The sequence below is a fragment of the Rhizobium sp. LEGMi-198b genome, assembly GCF_054114205.1.
Window position 1 is genome coordinate 342,402 of the sequence record NZ_JBSYVH010000005.1, and the last position, 18,303, is coordinate 360,704.

The 18,303-nt window shown below is 57.5% G+C and carries 16 protein-coding genes and 3 pseudogenes; 4 read left to right on the top strand and 15 right to left on the bottom strand.

Going from position 1 to position 18,303, the window contains the following annotated elements; translation table 11 throughout:
* Positions 1-8: 8 nt before the first annotated feature.
* From trbH to traI, 10 genes are read right to left on the bottom strand one after another with little or no spacing between them, the layout of a single operon-like run.
* Positions 9-446: a conjugal transfer protein TrbH gene (gene trbH / locus ACXHXG_RS20790; RefSeq protein WP_457900531.1), complete on the bottom strand. Its 438-nt coding sequence runs from the start codon at positions 444-446 to the stop codon at positions 9-11.
* Between the two features lie 3 nt (positions 447-449).
* Positions 450-1,262 carry a P-type conjugative transfer protein TrbG gene (gene trbG, locus ACXHXG_RS20795; RefSeq protein ID WP_457900532.1) on the bottom strand — a complete coding sequence of 271 codons (813 nt, stop codon included), beginning with the start codon at positions 1,260-1,262 and terminating at the stop codon, positions 450-452.
* 15 nt (positions 1,263-1,277) lie between these two features.
* A complete protein-coding gene (locus ACXHXG_RS20800; RefSeq protein ID WP_457900533.1) occupies positions 1,278-1,940 on the bottom strand; it encodes a conjugal transfer protein TrbF in 663 nt (220 codons plus the stop codon).
* Positions 1,941-1,964: 24 nt separating this feature from the next.
* Positions 1,965-3,143, bottom strand: coding sequence for a P-type conjugative transfer protein TrbL (gene trbL, locus ACXHXG_RS20805; RefSeq protein WP_457900534.1), 1,179 nt, complete (start codon positions 3,141-3,143; stop codon positions 1,965-1,967).
* Positions 3,144-3,147: 4 nt separating this feature from the next.
* The gene (trbJ, locus tag ACXHXG_RS20810) at positions 3,148-3,951 is read right to left on the bottom strand and encodes a P-type conjugative transfer protein TrbJ (RefSeq protein WP_457900535.1); all 804 of its coding nucleotides are present in this window, start codon (positions 3,949-3,951) and stop codon (positions 3,148-3,150) included.
* The gene (locus tag ACXHXG_RS20815; protein ID WP_457900536.1) at positions 3,923-6,379 is read right to left on the bottom strand and encodes a conjugal transfer protein TrbE; all 2,457 of its coding nucleotides are present in this window, start codon (positions 6,377-6,379) and stop codon (positions 3,923-3,925) included. Before ACXHXG_RS20815 ends, trbJ begins: the two co-directional genes overlap by 29 nt.
* A gap of 9 nt (positions 6,380-6,388) precedes the next feature.
* Positions 6,389-6,688 carry a conjugal transfer protein TrbD gene (locus tag ACXHXG_RS20820; protein WP_457900537.1) on the bottom strand — a complete coding sequence of 100 codons (300 nt, stop codon included), beginning with the start codon at positions 6,686-6,688 and terminating at the stop codon, positions 6,389-6,391.
* Complete coding sequence (locus ACXHXG_RS20825; protein ID WP_283054526.1) at positions 6,681-7,064, bottom strand: TrbC/VirB2 family protein; 384 nt, start codon at positions 7,062-7,064, stop codon at positions 6,681-6,683. The genes ACXHXG_RS20820 and ACXHXG_RS20825 overlap by 8 nt, the downstream gene beginning before the upstream one ends.
* The gene (gene trbB, locus ACXHXG_RS20830) at positions 7,054-8,031 is read right to left on the bottom strand and encodes a P-type conjugative transfer ATPase TrbB (protein ID WP_457900538.1); all 978 of its coding nucleotides are present in this window, start codon (positions 8,029-8,031) and stop codon (positions 7,054-7,056) included. The genes ACXHXG_RS20825 and trbB overlap by 11 nt, the downstream gene beginning before the upstream one ends.
* Complete coding sequence (traI, locus tag ACXHXG_RS20835; RefSeq protein ID WP_457900539.1) at positions 8,028-8,666, bottom strand: acyl-homoserine-lactone synthase; 639 nt, start codon at positions 8,664-8,666, stop codon at positions 8,028-8,030. The genes trbB and traI overlap by 4 nt, the downstream gene beginning before the upstream one ends.
* Positions 8,667-9,042: 376 nt before the next feature.
* On the opposite strand from traI, the gene repA reads away from it, so the two are divergent.
* From repA to ACXHXG_RS20855, 4 genes and pseudogenes are all read left to right on the top strand, one after another.
* Positions 9,043-10,263, top strand: coding sequence for a plasmid partitioning protein RepA (repA, locus tag ACXHXG_RS20840; RefSeq protein WP_283060824.1), 1,221 nt, complete (start codon positions 9,043-9,045; stop codon positions 10,261-10,263).
* A 59-nt stretch (positions 10,264-10,322) separates the two neighbouring features.
* Positions 10,323-11,297 (top strand): plasmid partitioning protein RepB, encoded by a 975-nt coding sequence (gene repB, locus ACXHXG_RS20845; protein WP_283060825.1) that lies wholly within the window; start codon positions 10,323-10,325, stop codon positions 11,295-11,297.
* 159 nt (positions 11,298-11,456) lie between these two features.
* Positions 11,457-12,671 (top strand): plasmid replication protein RepC, encoded by a 1,215-nt coding sequence (gene repC / locus ACXHXG_RS20850; protein ID WP_457900540.1) that lies wholly within the window; start codon positions 11,457-11,459, stop codon positions 12,669-12,671.
* A 107-nt stretch (positions 12,672-12,778) separates the two neighbouring features.
* Positions 12,779-13,275, top strand: a pseudogene (locus tag ACXHXG_RS20855) (GNAT family N-acetyltransferase).
* Between the two features lie 96 nt (positions 13,276-13,371).
* On the opposite strand, the gene ACXHXG_RS20860 reads toward ACXHXG_RS20855, so the two are convergent.
* From ACXHXG_RS20860 to ACXHXG_RS20880, 5 genes and pseudogenes are all read right to left on the bottom strand, one after another.
* Positions 13,372-13,575, bottom strand: a complete 204-nt coding sequence (locus tag ACXHXG_RS20860) for a cold-shock protein (protein WP_283060827.1) — start codon at positions 13,573-13,575, stop codon at positions 13,372-13,374.
* A 139-nt stretch (positions 13,576-13,714) separates the two neighbouring features.
* Positions 13,715-14,775, bottom strand: a pseudogene (locus tag ACXHXG_RS20865) (Fic family protein); the annotation flags it as partial.
* Between the two features lie 406 nt (positions 14,776-15,181).
* Positions 15,182-16,099: a recombinase family protein gene (locus ACXHXG_RS20870; RefSeq protein ID WP_457900541.1), complete on the bottom strand. Its 918-nt coding sequence runs from the start codon at positions 16,097-16,099 to the stop codon at positions 15,182-15,184.
* A gap of 672 nt (positions 16,100-16,771) precedes the next feature.
* Positions 16,772-17,208 (bottom strand): annotated as a pseudogene (locus ACXHXG_RS20875) (site-specific integrase); the annotation flags it as partial.
* A 94-nt stretch (positions 17,209-17,302) separates the two neighbouring features.
* Positions 17,303-18,118 carry a calcium-binding protein gene (locus tag ACXHXG_RS20880; protein WP_457900542.1) on the bottom strand — a complete coding sequence of 272 codons (816 nt, stop codon included), beginning with the start codon at positions 18,116-18,118 and terminating at the stop codon, positions 17,303-17,305.
* Positions 18,119-18,303 lie beyond the last annotated feature (185 nt).

Genomic DNA, 18,303 nt, shown 5'->3' on the forward strand with positions numbered 1-18,303 from the left:
CCCTCCCCTCAATTACGCTGCATGATGGAGAGCGGACTTGCCGGCGTCGCACCGGCTGCCGTTGCTATGTATGCGCGGCCAAGGGCAATGGAGGGTGTTGACAGCCGCGCAAGCACCTGATCTTGAGTGCCATCGATCGAGTAAGTGAGCTCGATCGGTTTCACGTCCTTTCCAACTTTGCCGTCGGTTAGAACGGTGTAGCCAAAGCCCTTTAGGGCCGCCTTTAGGGCCGTCGCAAACTCCGACGTGTCCTTTTCCATCTTGATTGTCGTCGAGCTCACGGGGCCGATCTGCTCGGCGAGCCGGCTTGCCAAGTCGCCGGCGATGGCATTTGCGGCAGGCCCGGAGACTGGCGCGGCGTTTGACCTTGGGTCCAACCCATCCTCAGCAGTTTGGCATGCGGTGAGAAAGCCGCTGATGATGATGACAACGAGAAGCTTGTGCATAGTTCAGCCTCCCCGCCGAATGGTGATCTTCTGCTGGCGCCAGCCGACGCCGGAGACGAGGATCGCCTGGTCGACGGCATAATCGACGATCATCAAATCGTTCTTCATTCGGTAATTGACGATGCGGTTCTGGCCGCCGTGGATCACGAACAGCACCGGTGCATCCTGACCTGAGATCGACTTCGAAAACTGGATGTAGGTTTTCACGCCATCCGAATAGACCCGCTTCGGCTTCCATGACGCGCTTCCGCCGATGGAATAGGAAAAGTTCAACTTGTCGGGCGCCGTGCCGGGAACGCCGCCGGTCTCAAGCCGTGAATTTACATCTGCGAGCTTGGCCGAGACATCCTCGGTATATTCGAAGCCGACACGTGCCATGTATTGGCTCGGATGTGACTTGAGCTGGATGTGATAGGTGCGCCGCGACGTCGTGACCACCATCGAGGTGACAAGACCTGCTTCCGACGGCTTGACGATCAGATGAATCGCTTGGCCGCCGATTGCACCGGAGGTGGCAGGCTCCACCTTCCAGCGAACAGTGTCTCCAACGAGAACATCGCGGACGATCTCGCCGCCCTGGAGTTCGATATCGCAGACCTGCAAGGGCGAGCAGACGACGGACGGCTGGGTTTCGCCGAAGAGAAAGGTGACCTTGCCATCGGAGCCGGCCGTCACCAGTCCGGGCGCGACGCGCCATTTCCTGGAAATGGTCGTGCCATTCACCTCATTTGTCGTCATGGTCTGCGCCTCAGCGCTGCCCATAAAGACGAGTCCCGCCAAGCAGCCGGTGGCTGCAATTAGTGCTGTTCTGTGCATGTCAAATCCCTGCCCTCAAAGCTGTGCCGTCCAGTCAAAATCCCTAACGTAGAGGCCGATCGGATTGAGGCGGATGGTCGCCTCGTCCTGCGGCGCGGTAAGCGTAACTGTCGCGATTCCGCGGAACCGGCGCGTCCCGGTTTCCTTGCCCTTCCGGTCCCGTTCGTATTCGGTCCAGTCGATCTGATAAGTCTGATTGGAGAGCGCTACTATGTTGTTGACCTCGACGGCGATTGTCGACGACTTTGCCTTTTCGAACGGCGAATTGCTGCGGAACCAGTCATTGATCTTCTGGGTCGACGGATCGGACGCTCGCAGAAGCGCATAGGTTCGATCGATATATTGCTTTTGCACCACGGCATCCGGTGTGATGCTGCGGAAGCTCGTTACGAAGTTGCCAAGCGTGGCGCGCACCACCCGCACATCCGCGTATTCGATCTGCCCCGGGAACCCTGAGGTGACCGAGGTGCCGAGCTTGTCGACCTGGACGATATAAGGCACCAGTTTCACCTGGGTGCTTAGGTATATCGCGTAACCGAAGCCGATCACGGCCATGGTCAGACCGAGGATCCCAACGATCCGCCACGCGGCGGCTGCCTGCACATAGGAGCCGTATCGCTCGTTCCATTCCTGGCGCGCGGCAAGATACGGGTTTTCGGGGGCGCGGTTCGCTGCCATCGATTAATCACTTTCTGACTGCTGTTAGTCTTTGCGTTCGGGAAGCGGCTTCGGTCCGCTGTGCCCACTGCGCGCCTGATCCAGCTTGGCGTTAGCAAGACCCAGAATAGACCCGGCGTAGGCGCCGGGAGACCCGATGGCCTTCTCCTTGGCAGCCGAGCCCGCCGCTTTTCCTGCGGACCCCATGCCTGAGCCGAAACCTCGAAGCATCGCGCCTGCGACGGATGACCCTGCGGCCCGAGCGCTTTGAGCTGCCGCGACGCCCGCGCCGGCGGCACCAGCCGCAAGGAATCCCGCGCCTGTGGCAAAGGATGCGGCCTGCCCACCGTGTCTGATCGTCTCCATCCCGCCTGAGGCCGACGCACCTTGGACGACGCCTTGCATGATATTCGGCACGTAGATCGCGACGATGAAGACGACGACGGCAATGCCAGCGATTGCGAGCGCGGTCTGGAATTGATCACCAATATCGGGCTCGTTTGCCAATCCGATCAGCACTTCCGACCCAATGCGCGAGATCATGACAAGTGCCATGAGCTTCATTCCGACCGAGAAGGCATAGATCAGATATCGAATTGCGAAGTCCTTGGTGTAGGACGAACCACCCAGACCGAGCATGATCATGCCGGCAAGCAGGCCGATATACATTTCGACCATGACGGAAACGAAGATCGCAGCAACAAGTGAGAACGAGATGACCACGACGACCATTGCAAAAGAAGCCGAGATCGCCAACGCGTTGTCTTCGAAAAGACCGAACTGTATCTTTTCCGACATCTTCGTTGCGACGGCGAGTCCAGCATTGAAGACGTCCGCTGGGGAGGCCGTGCCGCCTCCAGCCCCAATCTGAAACAAACTATCCACCACTGCCTTCGCAAAGGTCGGTCCCTGTCCCAAAACGAAGGCAAAAAAGCCGACGAACATGATCCGCCGGACGAGCTCGGCAAACCAGCTGTCTAGCGAGGCTGCCTGTAATGCGAGCCAGACGGCGGCGATGCCAATCTCGATTGTCGCGAGGATCCAGAATAAGGATTTCGCCGCATCCATGACAGTGGTTTCCCACCCCTTTGCGGCCGTGATGATCTGGCTCTGTAATGAGGTCAGCACTGAACCTTCTTGGGCGAGTGCTGGCTGTGCTGCCAGCATGCAGAAGGTGGCAATCACCATTGTGGCGCGGAGCCGCCGAAGAGATATTGTTGTCATGTGCTTACCACTCGACTTTCATCTTCTCGCCGCCGGAGGTGGAAGGGGCAGTCCCGCTGAAGAATTTCTCACGCCGCGCCTGCGCAAGGTCCTTGTCCGTCTGTTCGGTCTGAAACCAGGTTCCCATCATAGTCATTTGCTGTGAGACAAGAGCGCGAAGCTTCTGAATCTGCGCAATCTGTTGCGCAGCGATCTGGTGCCCCACCTGCAAAGCCTTCATCTGTCCGTCGGCGGTATCAGACATCGACCGCAGGGAGGCCATCGTGCCTTCCTCATTGTCGAACTGTTCGGCCGTGAGGCTTGCCGCCTTTAACGTGCTTGCGATCGTATCGCGGTTGGTGTCCGACCAAGACTGATATGCAGTTGAAAAAGAAGCATTGTCTGGCAGGTTGGTCTTAAGGATTGAGTAGCTCTGAAAGCGTTGTTGCAGCACATCATCGGCATTGCCCATGGAAAACGAGATGCTCTGCCCCTGATCGACGATGCTGCGCAGCTGGTTGAGATCGCTTTCGACCTGCCCCCACATATGCGACGGAAGCGTCGCCGTGTTCTGGAGCATGTTCTGGTAGATATTCAGCTGCGTTTCGATCTGTTGTGCGAGCTGGCTGATCTGGGTGAGCTGGTTCTGGATCTGCTCGCCGGACTTCCCGACCAAAGAGACCAGCTCGCCATTGTTGAGGACCTGCGTCCACTCGGTGGCGGCGCCAGTTGCGGTGCCGGCTTCCGCGGGAATGACGGCGGCGATCGTCAATGCAACCGCCGCGAGGCCAGCGAGCAGCCTATTCGATGGTGAGTTGCGCTTCGGCATCGTAAACTCCTCTCGTTTGTAGCCAGTGGATCGGCCAGTCGCGGCCGTGTTCCGAATGGAGGGCGCGAATGCGCTTCAAGTCTTCCTTGCCGGATGCGCCGACGAAACTAAGGGCCACGGGACCGAGCGCCATATCGAACAGCCGCCGGCCTTCAGGGGTGACGGCGTAATATTCGCGCTTGGGGATCGCGTTCGAAACGATCTCGATCTGTCGCTCGTTGAACCCGATCCTCTCATAGAACTCGCGGGTCCCGGGCTCTCGGGCGGCGCCGTTGGCAAGGCAGATCTTCGTTGGGCAAGATTCCTTCAGCACGTCGATGATCCCGGAACGCTCAGCATCTGAAATGGAGTGCGTGGCGAGTACGACGGCGCAGTTGAGTTTACGAAGCACCTTCAACCATTCCCGGATTTTGTCGCGAAATTTCGGATGCCCAAGTGGCACCCATCCTTCATCAAGGACGATCAGGCTCGGCGACCCATCCAAGCGCTTCTCGATGCGACGGAATAGGTAGGTCAGGACTGGTATGAGATTTCGCTCGCCCATGTTCATCAACTGCTCGATCTCGAAGGTCTGAAAGGCACCGAGCGAGAGACCGTCCTCCTCTGCATCAAGCAGTTGACCCATCGGACCGTCGACAGTGTAGTGATGGAGCGCGTCCTTGATCTCGCGCATCTGGACGCCGCTCACAAAGTCTGACAGCGATCGACCCGGTGCGCCGATCATTAATCTAATCTGGCGCGAGATCGCATTGCGATGATCGGGAGTGATAGTGACGCCCTGCAGCGCGACCAGCATCTCGATCCATTCCGTCGCCCATGCTCGATCAGACTCTCCGGAGAGGTCCGACAATGGGCAGAAGGCCAGCGCACTCCCCTCTTCTTGAGCATCGCATCCAATTTCATAGTGATCGCCACCGGCGGCGAGCGTGAGCGGCAGGAGGGAGTTCCCCCGGTCGAAGGCAAAGATCTGGGCGCGTTCGTAGCGCCGGAACTGCGCGGCGATCAGCGCCAGAAGCGTCGACTTTCCCGAGCCGGTTGGTCCGAAGATCAGCGTGTGACCGACGTCATCGACATGGAGGTTGAGCCGGAACGGCGTCGACCCGCTCGCCACCTGCATCAGCGGCGGCGAGTTCGGAGGATAGAACGGACACGGCGCGATCGCGCCGCCCGACCAGACAGAATTGAGCGGAATGAGATCGGCGAGATTACTTGTGTTGATCAGCGGCTCCCGCACATTGCAATACCAATTGCCCGGCAGGCTGCCGAGAAAGGCATCGGTGGCGTTGAGCGTTTCGATCCGCGCGCCGAAACCCTCCGCTTGGATCAGCCGGCGGATTGCTTCTGCTTTTTCCTGCAGGGCCTCCCGGTTGTGATCAAAGAGAACGATCACCGGCGTATAGTAGCCATAGGCCACCAGCTGCGAGGAGGCTTGCGCGATGGCGTCTTCGGTCTCGGCCACCATGGTCATGGCGTCGTGGTCTACCGAACGGCTCTGCGTCTGAAACAGCTGATCGAAAAAGGGCCGCACCTTTTGCTGCCACTTTTTGCGAGTACGTTCGAGCTTCCGCCGCGCCTCTTCCGCATCGAGGAAGATGAAGCGCGATGACCAGCGATAGGCGAGCGGCATCAGATCGAGGCTGTTGAGAATTCCCGGCCAGCTCTCGGCCGGCAGACCGTCGATCGCCACGACCCCGAGGAAACGGCTTTCGACCTTCGGCGTCAAGCCATGCTCGAGCTCGGCAGTCGCAAGCCAGTCGAGATACATCGGGGCATCCGGCACTCGGATCGGATGATTTTCCCCTGTGACGCAAAAGCGAACGAATTGCAGCAGCTCGTCATAGCGGGCGACCCGTTCCCCTCCCCTCTCGACAGTTTCCCGGGTTTCCATGCGACGGATCGAAAGGCTGTTGGCGAAATACTGCTCAATCTCCCGGACAGCGTTCTTGAACATGAACAGCACCGTGTCGGCATAGGTTTTCTTCCGGCTCTCCTCGTCGGAGTAGATGTATTTGCTGAGCGCCGTTTTTTTGGATTCGAGCGGCCGATAAGTCAGGATGAGCGCATGCTTGCTCTCGAAATGCCCCTGCGCGCGCGCGAAATGCGCCCGCCGTTCGGCGTCGATCGCGCGGGTGACCGCATCGGGAAAGTGGCAACGATCATCCGACGGATAGTCGAACGTCGGAATCCGAACCGCCTCGACCTGGATCATCCACCCGCTTCCGAGTCGCGACAGGATCGTATTGATCTGCCGTGACAGTTCGTTGCGCTCGAGATCCGTTGCGCTTTCGGAATCCGGCCCGGCAAAATACCAGCCGGCCATCAGGCTTCCGTCTTTCAATAGAAGAACACCATTGTCGACGAGGCCGGCATAGGGAACGAGATCCGCAAAGGACGGGCCGGTGGCCCGGAAACGTTTGAGAGCGACCATGCCTTCCCCTCAATACCGGCGCCACGGCGAGGAGGTCGCCTTGTACGAATGTTTGTACGAGATATGGCGGACATAGACCCGTCGCATGAGGGGGTCTGCCTTTGCCATCATTCTCAGGAGCCCGAGGACGACGATCCAGACGGCAGCGCCGAAGAGCGCGGAATAGATCGTGAGGACGACGAAGATGAGGATGACTGCGGCAAGGCCGGTGATCAGCACCAGTTCCCGGTCCGCGCCCATCAGAAGGTTCGGGCGCGAAAGCGCGCGGTGGATGCGGTTCCGCTGCAGACCGGACGCGGACTCAGCCATTGGTCACTCCTGCGCCTTTCAAGCCGTCCGAGGCGATCAGCTCCCTCGTCAGGCCAATTGAAGCACCAGTCGCACCGAACAGGCCCACAATGGTCGTGGCACCGAGCAGAATGCCGGCGACGAGAACCACGTACACAAGTCGCCGTGCGAAGTCGTTCAACTCCCCACCAAATATGAGCATGCCGCCGGCTATGGCGACAGCCGCAAGTGCGATGTATCCTGCCACGGGTCCGGTGATCGACTCCTGAATCTGCTGCAATGGTCCTTCCCAGGGCAGCCCGCCACCGCCCGAACTGGCGAGTGCCGGATCACGCGAAGCTAGCACCATGGTTAGGACAGAAAATGCGACCGTGACGACGGAAGCCTTACGCGACATGACGGGCCTCCTCTTCTTCATCGACTTGGTCTGAACCGATCTCGTATTGGCCCTCCGCGAACCGTTCGATTTGGATGACGTCTCGAACCCGCCGCCCGCGCGGTGTCCGTTCAATGGAAATGATGAGGTCGACCGCCTCACCGATAACCTCGTGCATCGGCCGCTGGCTCGCTTCCGCGGTCAATTGTTCAAGGCGGCGGAGCGCCGACATGGCGGTGTTCGAGTGAATTGTCGCCACGCCTCCGGGATGACCGGTGTTCCACGCCTTCAACAGAGTCAACGCGGCACCGTCGCGGACTTCGCCGACGACAATCCTGTCGGGGCGCAGTCGCATCGTGCTCTTCAACAGTCGCGCCATGTCAACGGTATCGCTGGTATGTAGAAGAACGGCGTTCTCGGCCGAACAATGAATTTCGGCGGTGTCTTCGAGGATCACCAGACGGTCTTCGGGGGCGAATTTGACGATCTCATCGATCAACGCGTTCGCAAGCGTCGTTTTGCCAGAACCGGCGCCCCCGGATACGATGATGTTTAGCCTTTTGGAAATCGCTTTTCGGATCATCAAGGCGTGGTATCTCGTCAGCGCGCCTGAGCGCACATATTCTTCGAGCGGAATTGGGCGTGGGGCACGGCGGCGGATCGTAAAGGCTGGCTTGGCGACCGCTGGTGGTAAAAGGCCTTCGAAGCGGTGCCCACCTATCGGGAGCTCGCCGGAGATGATGGGTTGCTTCGTGTCTACCTGGGACTGAATGAAATGCGCCACAATTCCGATCACCGTTTCCGCCGCGACGGGCGACATTTCGCCGGCCGCCGCAACGCCGTGAGCGAGGCGCTCAATAAAGAGCTTTCCGTCCGGATTGAGCATTATTTCGATCACATCCACGTCTTCCAATGCGGCGCACAGCTTATGGCCGAGCGCGTCTTGAAGTTTGCAGACAAGCCGGTGGTGAGAGCGGAGCTGGTTCACGGATCTCTCCTTTTCCACTGCCCATCTGGCGAGATGAATTCAGAGTGGTAATTGGATGGGCGAAGCCGGAGGAATGTCTCGGCGTTCACCGGTAAGGTGCCCGCGACGGCTATTGTCTTGCCAATATTCTTGGGTTCGCCCAATCGTGACAGGCGCCATCCAACGCGTGCAAGGATCCGCTCAAATCGAAGATCGGTCACCGTGACGAGCTCCGTGTACCCATTTGCGATGCACCATTCGATGATGCCCGCGAACATGGTCAAAGTGGCCTCGTGGACGAGGCCCCCTCCGCGAAGATCGACCAAGGTCGTGTCCACGCAAAAACGGGAGCTTTCGATCATAGATGGATGGGCGTTTAGTTGTCCGTGTGTCAGCAGTGAGGAAAAGACATGCGTCACCATCGTTGGACCCATGGCTGGCAGGAGCCTAGCGCATCCTGCCACACGAGCGCTATCCGATACGGCGAGAATGTAAGTCGGCTGGAGAGCGTCGAAGGCGTCCGCTTCCCGGCCGTCAAGAACCCCGACCTCCCAACCCAATCGATCTGAAAACACCTGAGCTCGAAGTCGATGATGTGCTTCGAGAAGGTGCTGTGCGGGAAGCCCCTGTCTTGTCGATATCGCAACAACCTTCATGCTGATCTCCGTCGCTAAAATTTATCGACAAAGAGCAGCACGGATTAGAATGGCTGGGCAGTTGTAGAATCCTACAAGGTATTTCGGTGAGTCGCGCCGTTTTGCGTGAGGACGTGCTGATCTGATCCCGCGTGTTATCCCCTTAGTTGTAGGAATCATCAGCGAACAAATACGCAACGAACGTTGCGGTACGGAGCAGTAACAGATTGGATTCACAGGTGAAACGCCGATCGCGGCGTTAACCATAGGTCAAGGGGCGTCCCGCCTATTAACAGTTTATTAGCCGCATTTTCCTTGCCGGCCCGGGAGAATCGGACATAATAACGGTTCAGTGGCATTATCGGGCCGAAAACCGTTATCTGAAAGATTTCTGACAATGAACGCTAATTCGATGGCTTCGCTTAAGATGCCGATGCACTTTGAAGATCAAATCCTTGAACAGGGTGATTTGATTTCGAAAAAGCTGCACCTCCTTAGCGTACAGCGATTCCCGCCGAACGCGAAAAAGACATTGCGAAGCTTCTCGCTGGCAGAGGTCGCAACCTATGTCGGTGTATCGCAGAGCACATTGAAAAAGCTGCATCTGGAGGGAAAGGGCCCCTCCCCTCAAACCTCGTCCTCGGGTCGTCGCTCTTATACCGCCGAACAGATGTTGGAGCTTCGCCAATATCTGGATATGCACGGTCGATCCGACAACCGCATGTATGTTCCCCATCGGCGCGGCGGTGAAAAGCTGCAAGTGCTTGCCGTAGTCAACTTCAAGGGCGGCTCGGGGAAGACCACGACCGCCGCCCATTTGGCGCAGTACCTGGCATTGACGGGGCATCGCGTCCTTGCCGTAGACCTCGACCCTCAAGCATCCCTCTCGTCTCTGCACGGTTTCCAACCGGAGCTCGATCAGATCGCGTCGATCTACGACGCCATCCGCTATGATGGTGCGAGAAAGCCAATCTCGGAAATCATCCAGACCACCAATTTCCCTGGATTGGATATTGTCCCTGCAAACCTGGATTTGCAGGAGTATGAATATGACACGCCGCTCGCGATGTCTGATAAGTCATCCAATGAAGGCAAAACGTTTTTCACCCGTATATCGCGGGCTTTGGCTGAGGTCGACGATCGGTATGATGTCGTCGTCGTCGACTGTCCACCGCAGCTCGGATATTTGACGCTGACCGCACTGACCGCAGCGACAAGTGTTCTGATAACAATCCATCCGCAGATGCTGGACGTGATGTCGATGGGTCAGTTTCTTCTGATGCTTGGTGGAATTCTAAAGCCGATCCGTGCAGCCGGCGCGGAAGTGAACCTCTCCTGGTACAGGTACTTGATTACGCGCTACGAGCCAACCGATGTTCCGCAAGCCCAGATGGTCGGCTTTATGTCCACGATGTTCCACGAGTTCATACTGAAGAACCAGATGGTGAAGTCGACGGCGGTTTCGGATGCCGGGATTACCAAGCAAACTCTGTACGAAGTTGATCGCGCATCCATGAATAGAGGCACGTATGACCGTGCGATGGAATCGTTGGATGCAGTGAACGCTGAAATTGCCGGCCTCGTTCACGAATCGTGGGGGCGCCGATTTGTCGGCTGACAAAAACGGAGGTTTTATGCGGAAAAACAAACGGCTAACGGCTGTTCGGAGCAAATGAGATGGCACGAAAAAATCTGCTCGAGGGACTCGCTGACCTGCATGATGATAGCGGCGCGGCACCCGCATACCCCATGCGGGGCGCAGGAAAATCTCTCGTGCGTTCGCTGGACGAGTTGGCGAAGCAGGCTGATAAATTTCTCGAAGGCGAGGCAATTATCGAACTCGATCCGGCACAAATTGAAGGCTCTTTCGTGAAGGATCGGCTTTCAGACGACGACGGCGAGTATCAAGATCTGCTAGAGGCGATCCGGGTGCGTGGGCAGGATACGCCTATTCTCGTGCGGCCCCATACGAAGGTCGATGGTCTTTATCAGGTCGTGTTCGGCCATAGACGAGTAAGAGTAGCAAGAGACCTCGGCAGAAAAGTTCGGGCTGTTGTCAAGGCAATTGACGACCGTGCCCATGTCATTGCTCAAGGGCAAGAAAATTCCGCGCGTGCAAACCTCTCTTTTATCGAAAGGGCATTATTCGCCAAGCGCCTGGATGATCTTGGTTATGGCCGAGAGGTGATTTCCTTGGCATTGTCGGCGAATGCGGCTTCGATCTCGAAGATGATGACTGTTGCAGAGCGCATCTCGGCTGACGTGATAGAAAAAATCGGACCAGCTCCCGGTGTGGGCCGAGAGCGTTGGGTTGAGCTTTCACTTTTAGTCGGAAAATTCGCCAATGGTGGCAAAGTATCAGAAGTTTTGAGCACAGACGGTTTCGACGCATTGCCATCTGATGAGCGCTTTTCATCTCTGTACAAGGCGCTCAACACAACAGCGCGGCCTGTGAAGAAGGCGGAGGTTTCGACTCAAAAGGCGAAATGGCAGCCCCGTGACAAGGCGGTGCAGGCTGAAATCAAGAATACGGGCAAAGCTTTCTCGCTCTCGATGAAGGCGAAGAATGCTGGCCGTTTCGGAGAATATCTTTCCCGCAATTTGGATGCGCTCTATGAGCAATTCCTGAAGGAGGGAAGCAAAGGAGACTGAAGCCGCAAAAGAAAAAGGCCCCCAAACGACCAAGTCGTGGAAGCCCTTCTCGTATTCCCTAAGCAAGATCGAGAGTCGCATTTCCACGAATCGCTGTCAAGAGTCGTAACCGTCGATTTGGCGGGCGGATCTCTTTTGCCTCAATGAAGGTGAGAGAAAATGCAGACTGGAAATGTGACGACGCCCTTCGGGCGGCGGTCGATGTCGCTTGCCCAGGTAAAAGGGCAAATGAAGACGGCTGAGATGCGGCCGGGTAAGACGGCCGACAAATGGAAGATTTTTCGCGATGCCTCGGAGGCGAGAACAGTGCTCGGCGTTCAGGACCGCGCCCTTGCCATTCTTGATGCGCTCTTGACCTTCTATCCGGACAATGAGCTTTCGGAAGAGCGCGGCCTGGTGGTGTTCCCGTCAAATCAGCAACTTTCGGTTCGAGCGCATGGTATTGCTGGCACGACATTGCGCCGGCACCTTGCCGCACTCGTCGATGCTGGACTGATCCAGCGCAAAGACAGTGCTAATGGCAAACGATACGCCCGAAAGGACAATGGCGGCCAGATCGAAGATGCGTTCGGCTTCAGCCTCGCGCCGCTGCTTGCTCGCGCCGAAGAGCTTGCGCAGCTCGCCCAGCAGGTAGCGGCCGAGCGCCGGCACTTCCGTCGCACCAAGGAAGCCCTGACGATCTGCCGGCGAGACGTACGCAAGCTGCTGACGGCTGCGATAGAGGAGGGCGCTTCCGGCGATTGGGAAAAGCTGGAGGGCTACTACGTGCAGCTGCTAGCCCGTGTCCCCCGCTCCCCAACCCTCAAAGATATTGAATCCGTCCTCGACGAAATGCGGATGTTGCGTGAAGAGATCATCAATCACCTGGAATTTCAGGAAGATTCCCAAAAAACAGATAGCAATGATGTCCAAAATGGACGTCACATACAGAATTCAAAATCCGACTCCAGCAGTGAACTTGAACCACGCTCTGAAAAAGAGCCGGGGGCGAAATCGAGCCCAGATATCGGGCGGATGCGAGAGCCGATAAAGGCTTTTCCGCTTGGAATGGTGCTGCAGGCCTGCCCTGAGATTTCGAACTACGGGCCGGGCGGTGCGATCGGTAGTTGGCGCGATCTGATGTCGGCTGCGGTGGTCGTGCGATCGATGCTGGCCGTCAGTCCAAGTGCCTACCAGAATGCCTGCGAGGCATTGGGCGCCGAAAACGCCGCGGCAGTGATGGCCTGCATCCTCGAAAGGGCGGGGCACATCAACAACGCGGGCGGTTATTTGCGTGACCTCACCCGCAAAGCAGAACGCGGCGAGTTTTCGCTTGGGCCGATGTTGATGGCGTTGATGCGAACGAATGGTTCTCCAGGCCGGAGGGCATCGTGATCAACAAAAAGCACATACTCGTCAGACATTACAGCAGGCGAAATGCTCACTTGTGGTCTCCGGAGTTTCGCCGATAAACTGCCAATGTGATGGAGTCTCTGAAGAACATGCATATTCGAAGAGCCGTAATCACGGACGCGGAGGAGCTTTGCAGCCTTCTGAACGAAATCATCCGCGCCGGGGGACAACCGCACTCGAGACACCGCATTCTGCCACTGAGTTCGCCGAGTGGTTTATCGATGGCGAGTTTGCGCTTGCTTGTCATGTTGCTGAGCACGATCGGTTGCTCGTCGGCTTTCAGTCGTTGAGCCTATACGGCGATCCACCGAAGGGATTTGTCGACATTGCTACATTTGCACGCGCGAACCCAAACATATCCGGCGTCGGCAGCGCCCTATTTCCTGCAACGCGTGCAACAGCCGAAGAACTCGGGTTCGAATTCATCAATGCGACCATCCGTGCCGACAATTTAAGGCGTCTTGCCTATTACACCAAGATGGGTTTTGAGGATTATGACAGGCTCATAAAGGTTCCGCTCCTGGATGGGAGACCCGTCGACCGGGTCAAGAAGCGCTTCAAGTTGGGGCTGTGCCACATATGCTAAGGCCCACTTGAACTGATGATTTCAGCAAGTCGCAACTTAAGAGCAGGCGGCCGAAGGCGCTTTTGAGCGCGTTACCGCCGCTCCTGTCCAATGGCGTCAGAGCGGTCTCACGTTTTCCGCCTTTAGCTTGCCGGTCTTTCGATCTTGACCGAGATCGTAGGAAACGGACTGTCCTTCTCTGAGCAAATCGCCATATTGCAGAGCGGTGACGTGCACGAAAACGTCGCCTCCTCCGCTTTCCGGCGTGATGAAACCAAAGCCTTTATCGGCGTTGAAGAACTTTACCTTGCCAGTTGGCATAACAATCCTCGTGTCTTCGCAGTTTGGGCGGCGAACCAATGACCAGCCAACGCAAGAATCAAGCCAGTCCGCTTCCGGCGATTGTTACCGCACTCTCTTGATAGAGCGGACGAAAAGCCCCGCGCCCGAACCGTTGCTTCTATCGCTCCTGCTCCGGCAGTTTTAAGGTGTACCGCGTATGCCGGCGTTCGCCGGTGCCGTTCAATCGCTCCCTTCCCCACCATATCGTGAAGGTCTCGAGTAGACGCCGCTCGGGACGCCCCTATGATCGCGATGTAGTTTTCCGCGCTCAGCCGCCTTTGAAGCCCTCAATCCCTTCGCGGAACATGCGGGGAGATCACCTTGTCCTGGCGCTTGTTGAACTGGCCGCGGAACCGGTCATAGAACTTCGCTTGCGGATATAAAACGCGACGCGAGTGAGAGTCGTCTGCTGCGCATCGAGAATGGTTTGCGAGAAGTACACGAGCCATTCGGTTATATCGAGCTTGCGCTGATTTTTTTCGAGCTCTGCGTAATAGGCCTTGCGGCTCTTTTCGATCGTATATGCAAGCGAAATCAGGCTTGGCTGCCCGATGTTTTGCGCCAGCGACTTTCCCGCCAACGCGCGGCCGATCCTGCCGTTTCCATCTTCGAATGGATGGATGCTTTCGAAGTAAAGGTGACTTATCCCGGCACGCGTCAGAGCGGGGAGGGGACTTTCGCCCTCCAATCCGGATCTGTTGAACCAGGAGACATACCCATCCATTTCGGACTGTACCTGCCGGGAAGGCGGCGCATCGCGTCCTCGTGAGTCCGATAGCCACCGATCGTTGCGAGATGGCTGTTGCCTGCCATCAGCATCGAATGCCAATGAAAGAGGGTTTCGTGGTCGAGCGGTTTGGACCAGGTGTCGAAGAGGTGGATCATCATGTCGGCGATGCCACGTTCCTGAGGCCTGATCGCTCTGTTGTCGGCATCAAGGCCGAAGTCCCGACGCAGCGACGACTGCACGCTCAGCCGATCGAGCATCTCACCTTCGATCGCTGAGGTTTTCACAACCTCATTGCTCAAAAGCTCGATCCGCAGGGACTTGCCATCCTCTTCATTGAAGTGACGCATGGCCCCGATGACCTCTCCCGAGGACTTGAGAAACTGACGCTCCAGCGGTTCGAGGGGTTCACGATCTTAGCTGAAGTGCGGCCAGCCGGGTTGCGCCCAATCTCAGCGCATGAGTGGTAGCTCATGAGGATCACACACAGTGCAGCTTCCAGACGGCCGAGCCTAATGAGCGACTGTAATCAGCCTTCTGTTAACTAATTCGGTGGCTTGGTCTGCCGGCTGGTCGCGATCTTTCTTCAGCGCGGCGACTGCTCGGCCGCTTGTTCGGCCGTCACCCTATTTGTGAGCGGCCTTCTTCTATGAAGGCGTCTTCAATCACCGCAGACACCGCCGGTTATAATGTTTTTGCAAAGACATTATAACCGGCGGTGTCTGTTGCGGTCGTCAGCTCGAGGAGCCAATCCCCCTTGGCCGAACAGGTCGTGGCAAGCACGGATTGGAAGGAGATCTCCGCCCGGAAAGGAAGCTGGCGGGACAAAAAGCTCGGGCGCTCTTATGAACCAGCTACTTAAGAACGAACTAAGCCGAAGCGATGTGCCTCATCCAACAGCGCCCTGACGGAAGAGGGCTGCCACTTCCTATTGCCATGCGCCGGTCGTTCCCCCATTTGGTCCAGTTGCGCGGCAATGTCGCGCAGCGACAGACTGGGATCGGCGATGGTGATCGCGGCGACCAACTTCATCAAATGATCTTCGGGAGCGCGGCGCGGTGAGCGGGCCAGCACCTCTGGCTCTGCAAGCTTCTCACGAACCATCCGGTGAACAGCGCGTCGGAGCCGCTCGACGGTCCAGTCGTGGCCGCGGCGGTTAAGGACGCGCACGACATTGTCCCAGCTGTGCTGCGGGCGGAGCTGCCGCACGGTCGGGAGCCACGTCTGTGCCGACGAAATCAGTTCGTCGAGATAAAGTTTCTGGCGTGCTTTCGACACCGCCTTGATCGCCTCCGGTCGGCGCTCGCGCAGACCGGGGTTTCCGGGAACCTTCCCTCTGGCTTTCGCAGCCTTAATACCAGCTTTGGTTCGTTCGACGATCAGGGAGCGCTCAAGCTGGGCGACGGCGCCGAGCACCTGCAGGGAAAAGATACCCTGCGGCGTGGACGTGTCGACCGGATCGCGCAACGAGCGGAAATGAACTCCGCGCTTTTCGAGATCTTCGATCACGTGAAGCAGATGATTGACTGATCGTGCCAAGCGATCGAGACGAACGACGACTAGCACGTCGCCAGAAGTGAGATCCTTCAGCAACTTGGTGAGCACCGGACTTGCGCGAGATAAGCCGGATCCGTGCTCCTGATGAATGCGGTCGCAGCCGGCTGCGCGCAACTCATCGACCTGGGCGTCTTTGAGCTGATCGTCCGTTGAAACCCGTGCGTATCCGATCAGCCGTTGCGGCGCGGACGGGGAGCTGACGGTTGCTGTCTGTGGCATTAATTCTCGCCTTGTTTTTGTTTGGCGCTGTACAGATAATGAATGCTTGAGAAAATGTAGGTTTGCAAGCGTGTTTTGAGACCAAAATGGAGGACTATCCAGCGTGTTTTGTGATTTGGGATAGGCGCAGCTCCATCGCGACCCCTGAAAGGGCGTCAGCGGGCTTCCATGGCGGAAATCGCGTGAAATAGGTTGTTTCGGAAGGGGTCTGCTCCGGCCCCGGCGTTTTGGCAGGTTCTGACGCAGAGTAACGGTCGGGGAGAGACAGCGGTGCGGCCGATTCGGCGAGCTACATTCCACTCATCAGACAGATGGGTCCACCGAACCTGGGTGAACACGCCGCTATAATGCTCGGCGCGAACATCCTCCTGTCCGAGAGGCGATGCGTGGGCATGGATTGCTCGCACTGGATGTGCTTAGCTCTCGGTCAACAGCTGACTCCAGGTCGAGATAGATCGACGGAGGTCGGCTATCAAGAGTGCCAATGTCGTTTTACCGACCTGACGCGGGCCGATGAGTGCGACAGCCGGGCTGGTGTCTAGCAGTTCGTTCAGTCGGATGATATTCGACGGTCGATCATCCTTGCATTTGTGGAGTTTAATTCCAGAATTGCAAGGGAAAATTCCGTGTGGCTTCTCGGGAAGACCTCGATGCCCCAGTTACATCACCAATCGCGCCGCGACCGTTCTTCCGCTCGGCGCTATTGTAATAGCTCGCGGCCTGGGCCACGGACTTATGCAGCGATTGCTGCATCGCTTCGGGCAAGGGTATGGCCACGATTGGCGGCCTCAGTCAGATAAGCCGGAGCGTAATCCGTGCGCCAAAAACGCCTCCGGATCCAGGCCAGCGAGCCTGCAATGGGTCTTGAGGATTAGACTGCCCGATTGCGGCGTCAGCGCGCGCCGCTCGACGTTGCCCATTGATCGATGCGTCGGAACAACGGTCCGCTGTCGATCTAGCTGATGTCAGCTACTGTTTAAGTGCGGTGACCGGCCGGCCGATCAGGGCGAAATGCATGTCATCGTCGGCCGCCATCGTCTTGGTCCGACCGAGTTGGATTGCCAGGCAGGGAAGTTCGCATCGGCTGGATTGGTCCTTACCGGTTCCTCCTGGAGGGCGTGGCGAGGCTGTGCTCTTTGGCGACCTCGGTTTTGCGGGACCGCGCTTGAGCCGGCGTGGCGCGATTCCCCATGATTTTCCGGATTAGCAGAACATGAAATCGGACGCGGTCAGACCCAGGCCGGCCAAGTGGAGCAAACTCTGCACGTTAGCCAAATGCGCGAAGTCATCCACCTGATTGTCGGAGGTAACATAACCCAGCTCCGCCGTCATGGTGTTGTAATTAAAATAGGCAACGATATCGCCTGCAGCTTCGCCGGAGATATCCCTGGCTGCGGCTGAACCATCGGCGAAACCGTGATCGGTGATCACGACGACGTGCTCGCCGTGCGCGCCGTTGGCGGGGCCGCTATAGAACGTGTCCACCTGATCGCCGCGCGTCGCATGATTGACGAAATTCGCCGCAAGACCATCGCTGCCAAAGCCCACCGCGTCGAAGGTGAAAGTATCTTGCACTGGGTCAAAATCAACAATGCTGGTGTGGTCCGATTTTGGCTCGTAATTTTGATCGTATCCCGCCATGGGATTGTGGAACTGGAATACAAAGGTGTCGTGGTCGGCACCACCGGTCAGAGAGTCCCTGCCGTCGCCCACGAAAAGGACGTCATCGCCGGGGCCGCCGTAGAGCTTGTCGTTGTCCTCACCGAGGAGGGCCGGAGCGAGGATGCGCGGTTTGTCGAGGCCATTGTCGCCGTAGAGGTAGTCATTACCCTCGTCGCCAAAGACGTGGTCATTGCCCACACCACCGAAGACTCGGTCATTGCCCTCGCCGGCCGAGATGGAATCGCTGCCGGGACCACCGTCGATCCAGTCATCTCCCGTGGGATCGACTATTATATCGTCACCATTGCTGCCAAAGAGACTGTTGCTACCGGGGCCACCCAGAATTGTTTTTTCCATCGCCAATCCTCCTTGTGAAACAAGCCCCACTAGCCTCAGTCATATGCCTTATCGGCCAACTGAGGTAATTGATTGTTTGAATAGAGCACATCGCCAAAACGGATGCATACACGTGCGGTGCGCCGCAAATGGATCTGAACTCTGGAGGTAATCATCCAGATCGTGCTCAAGTGTATGATGGCAGG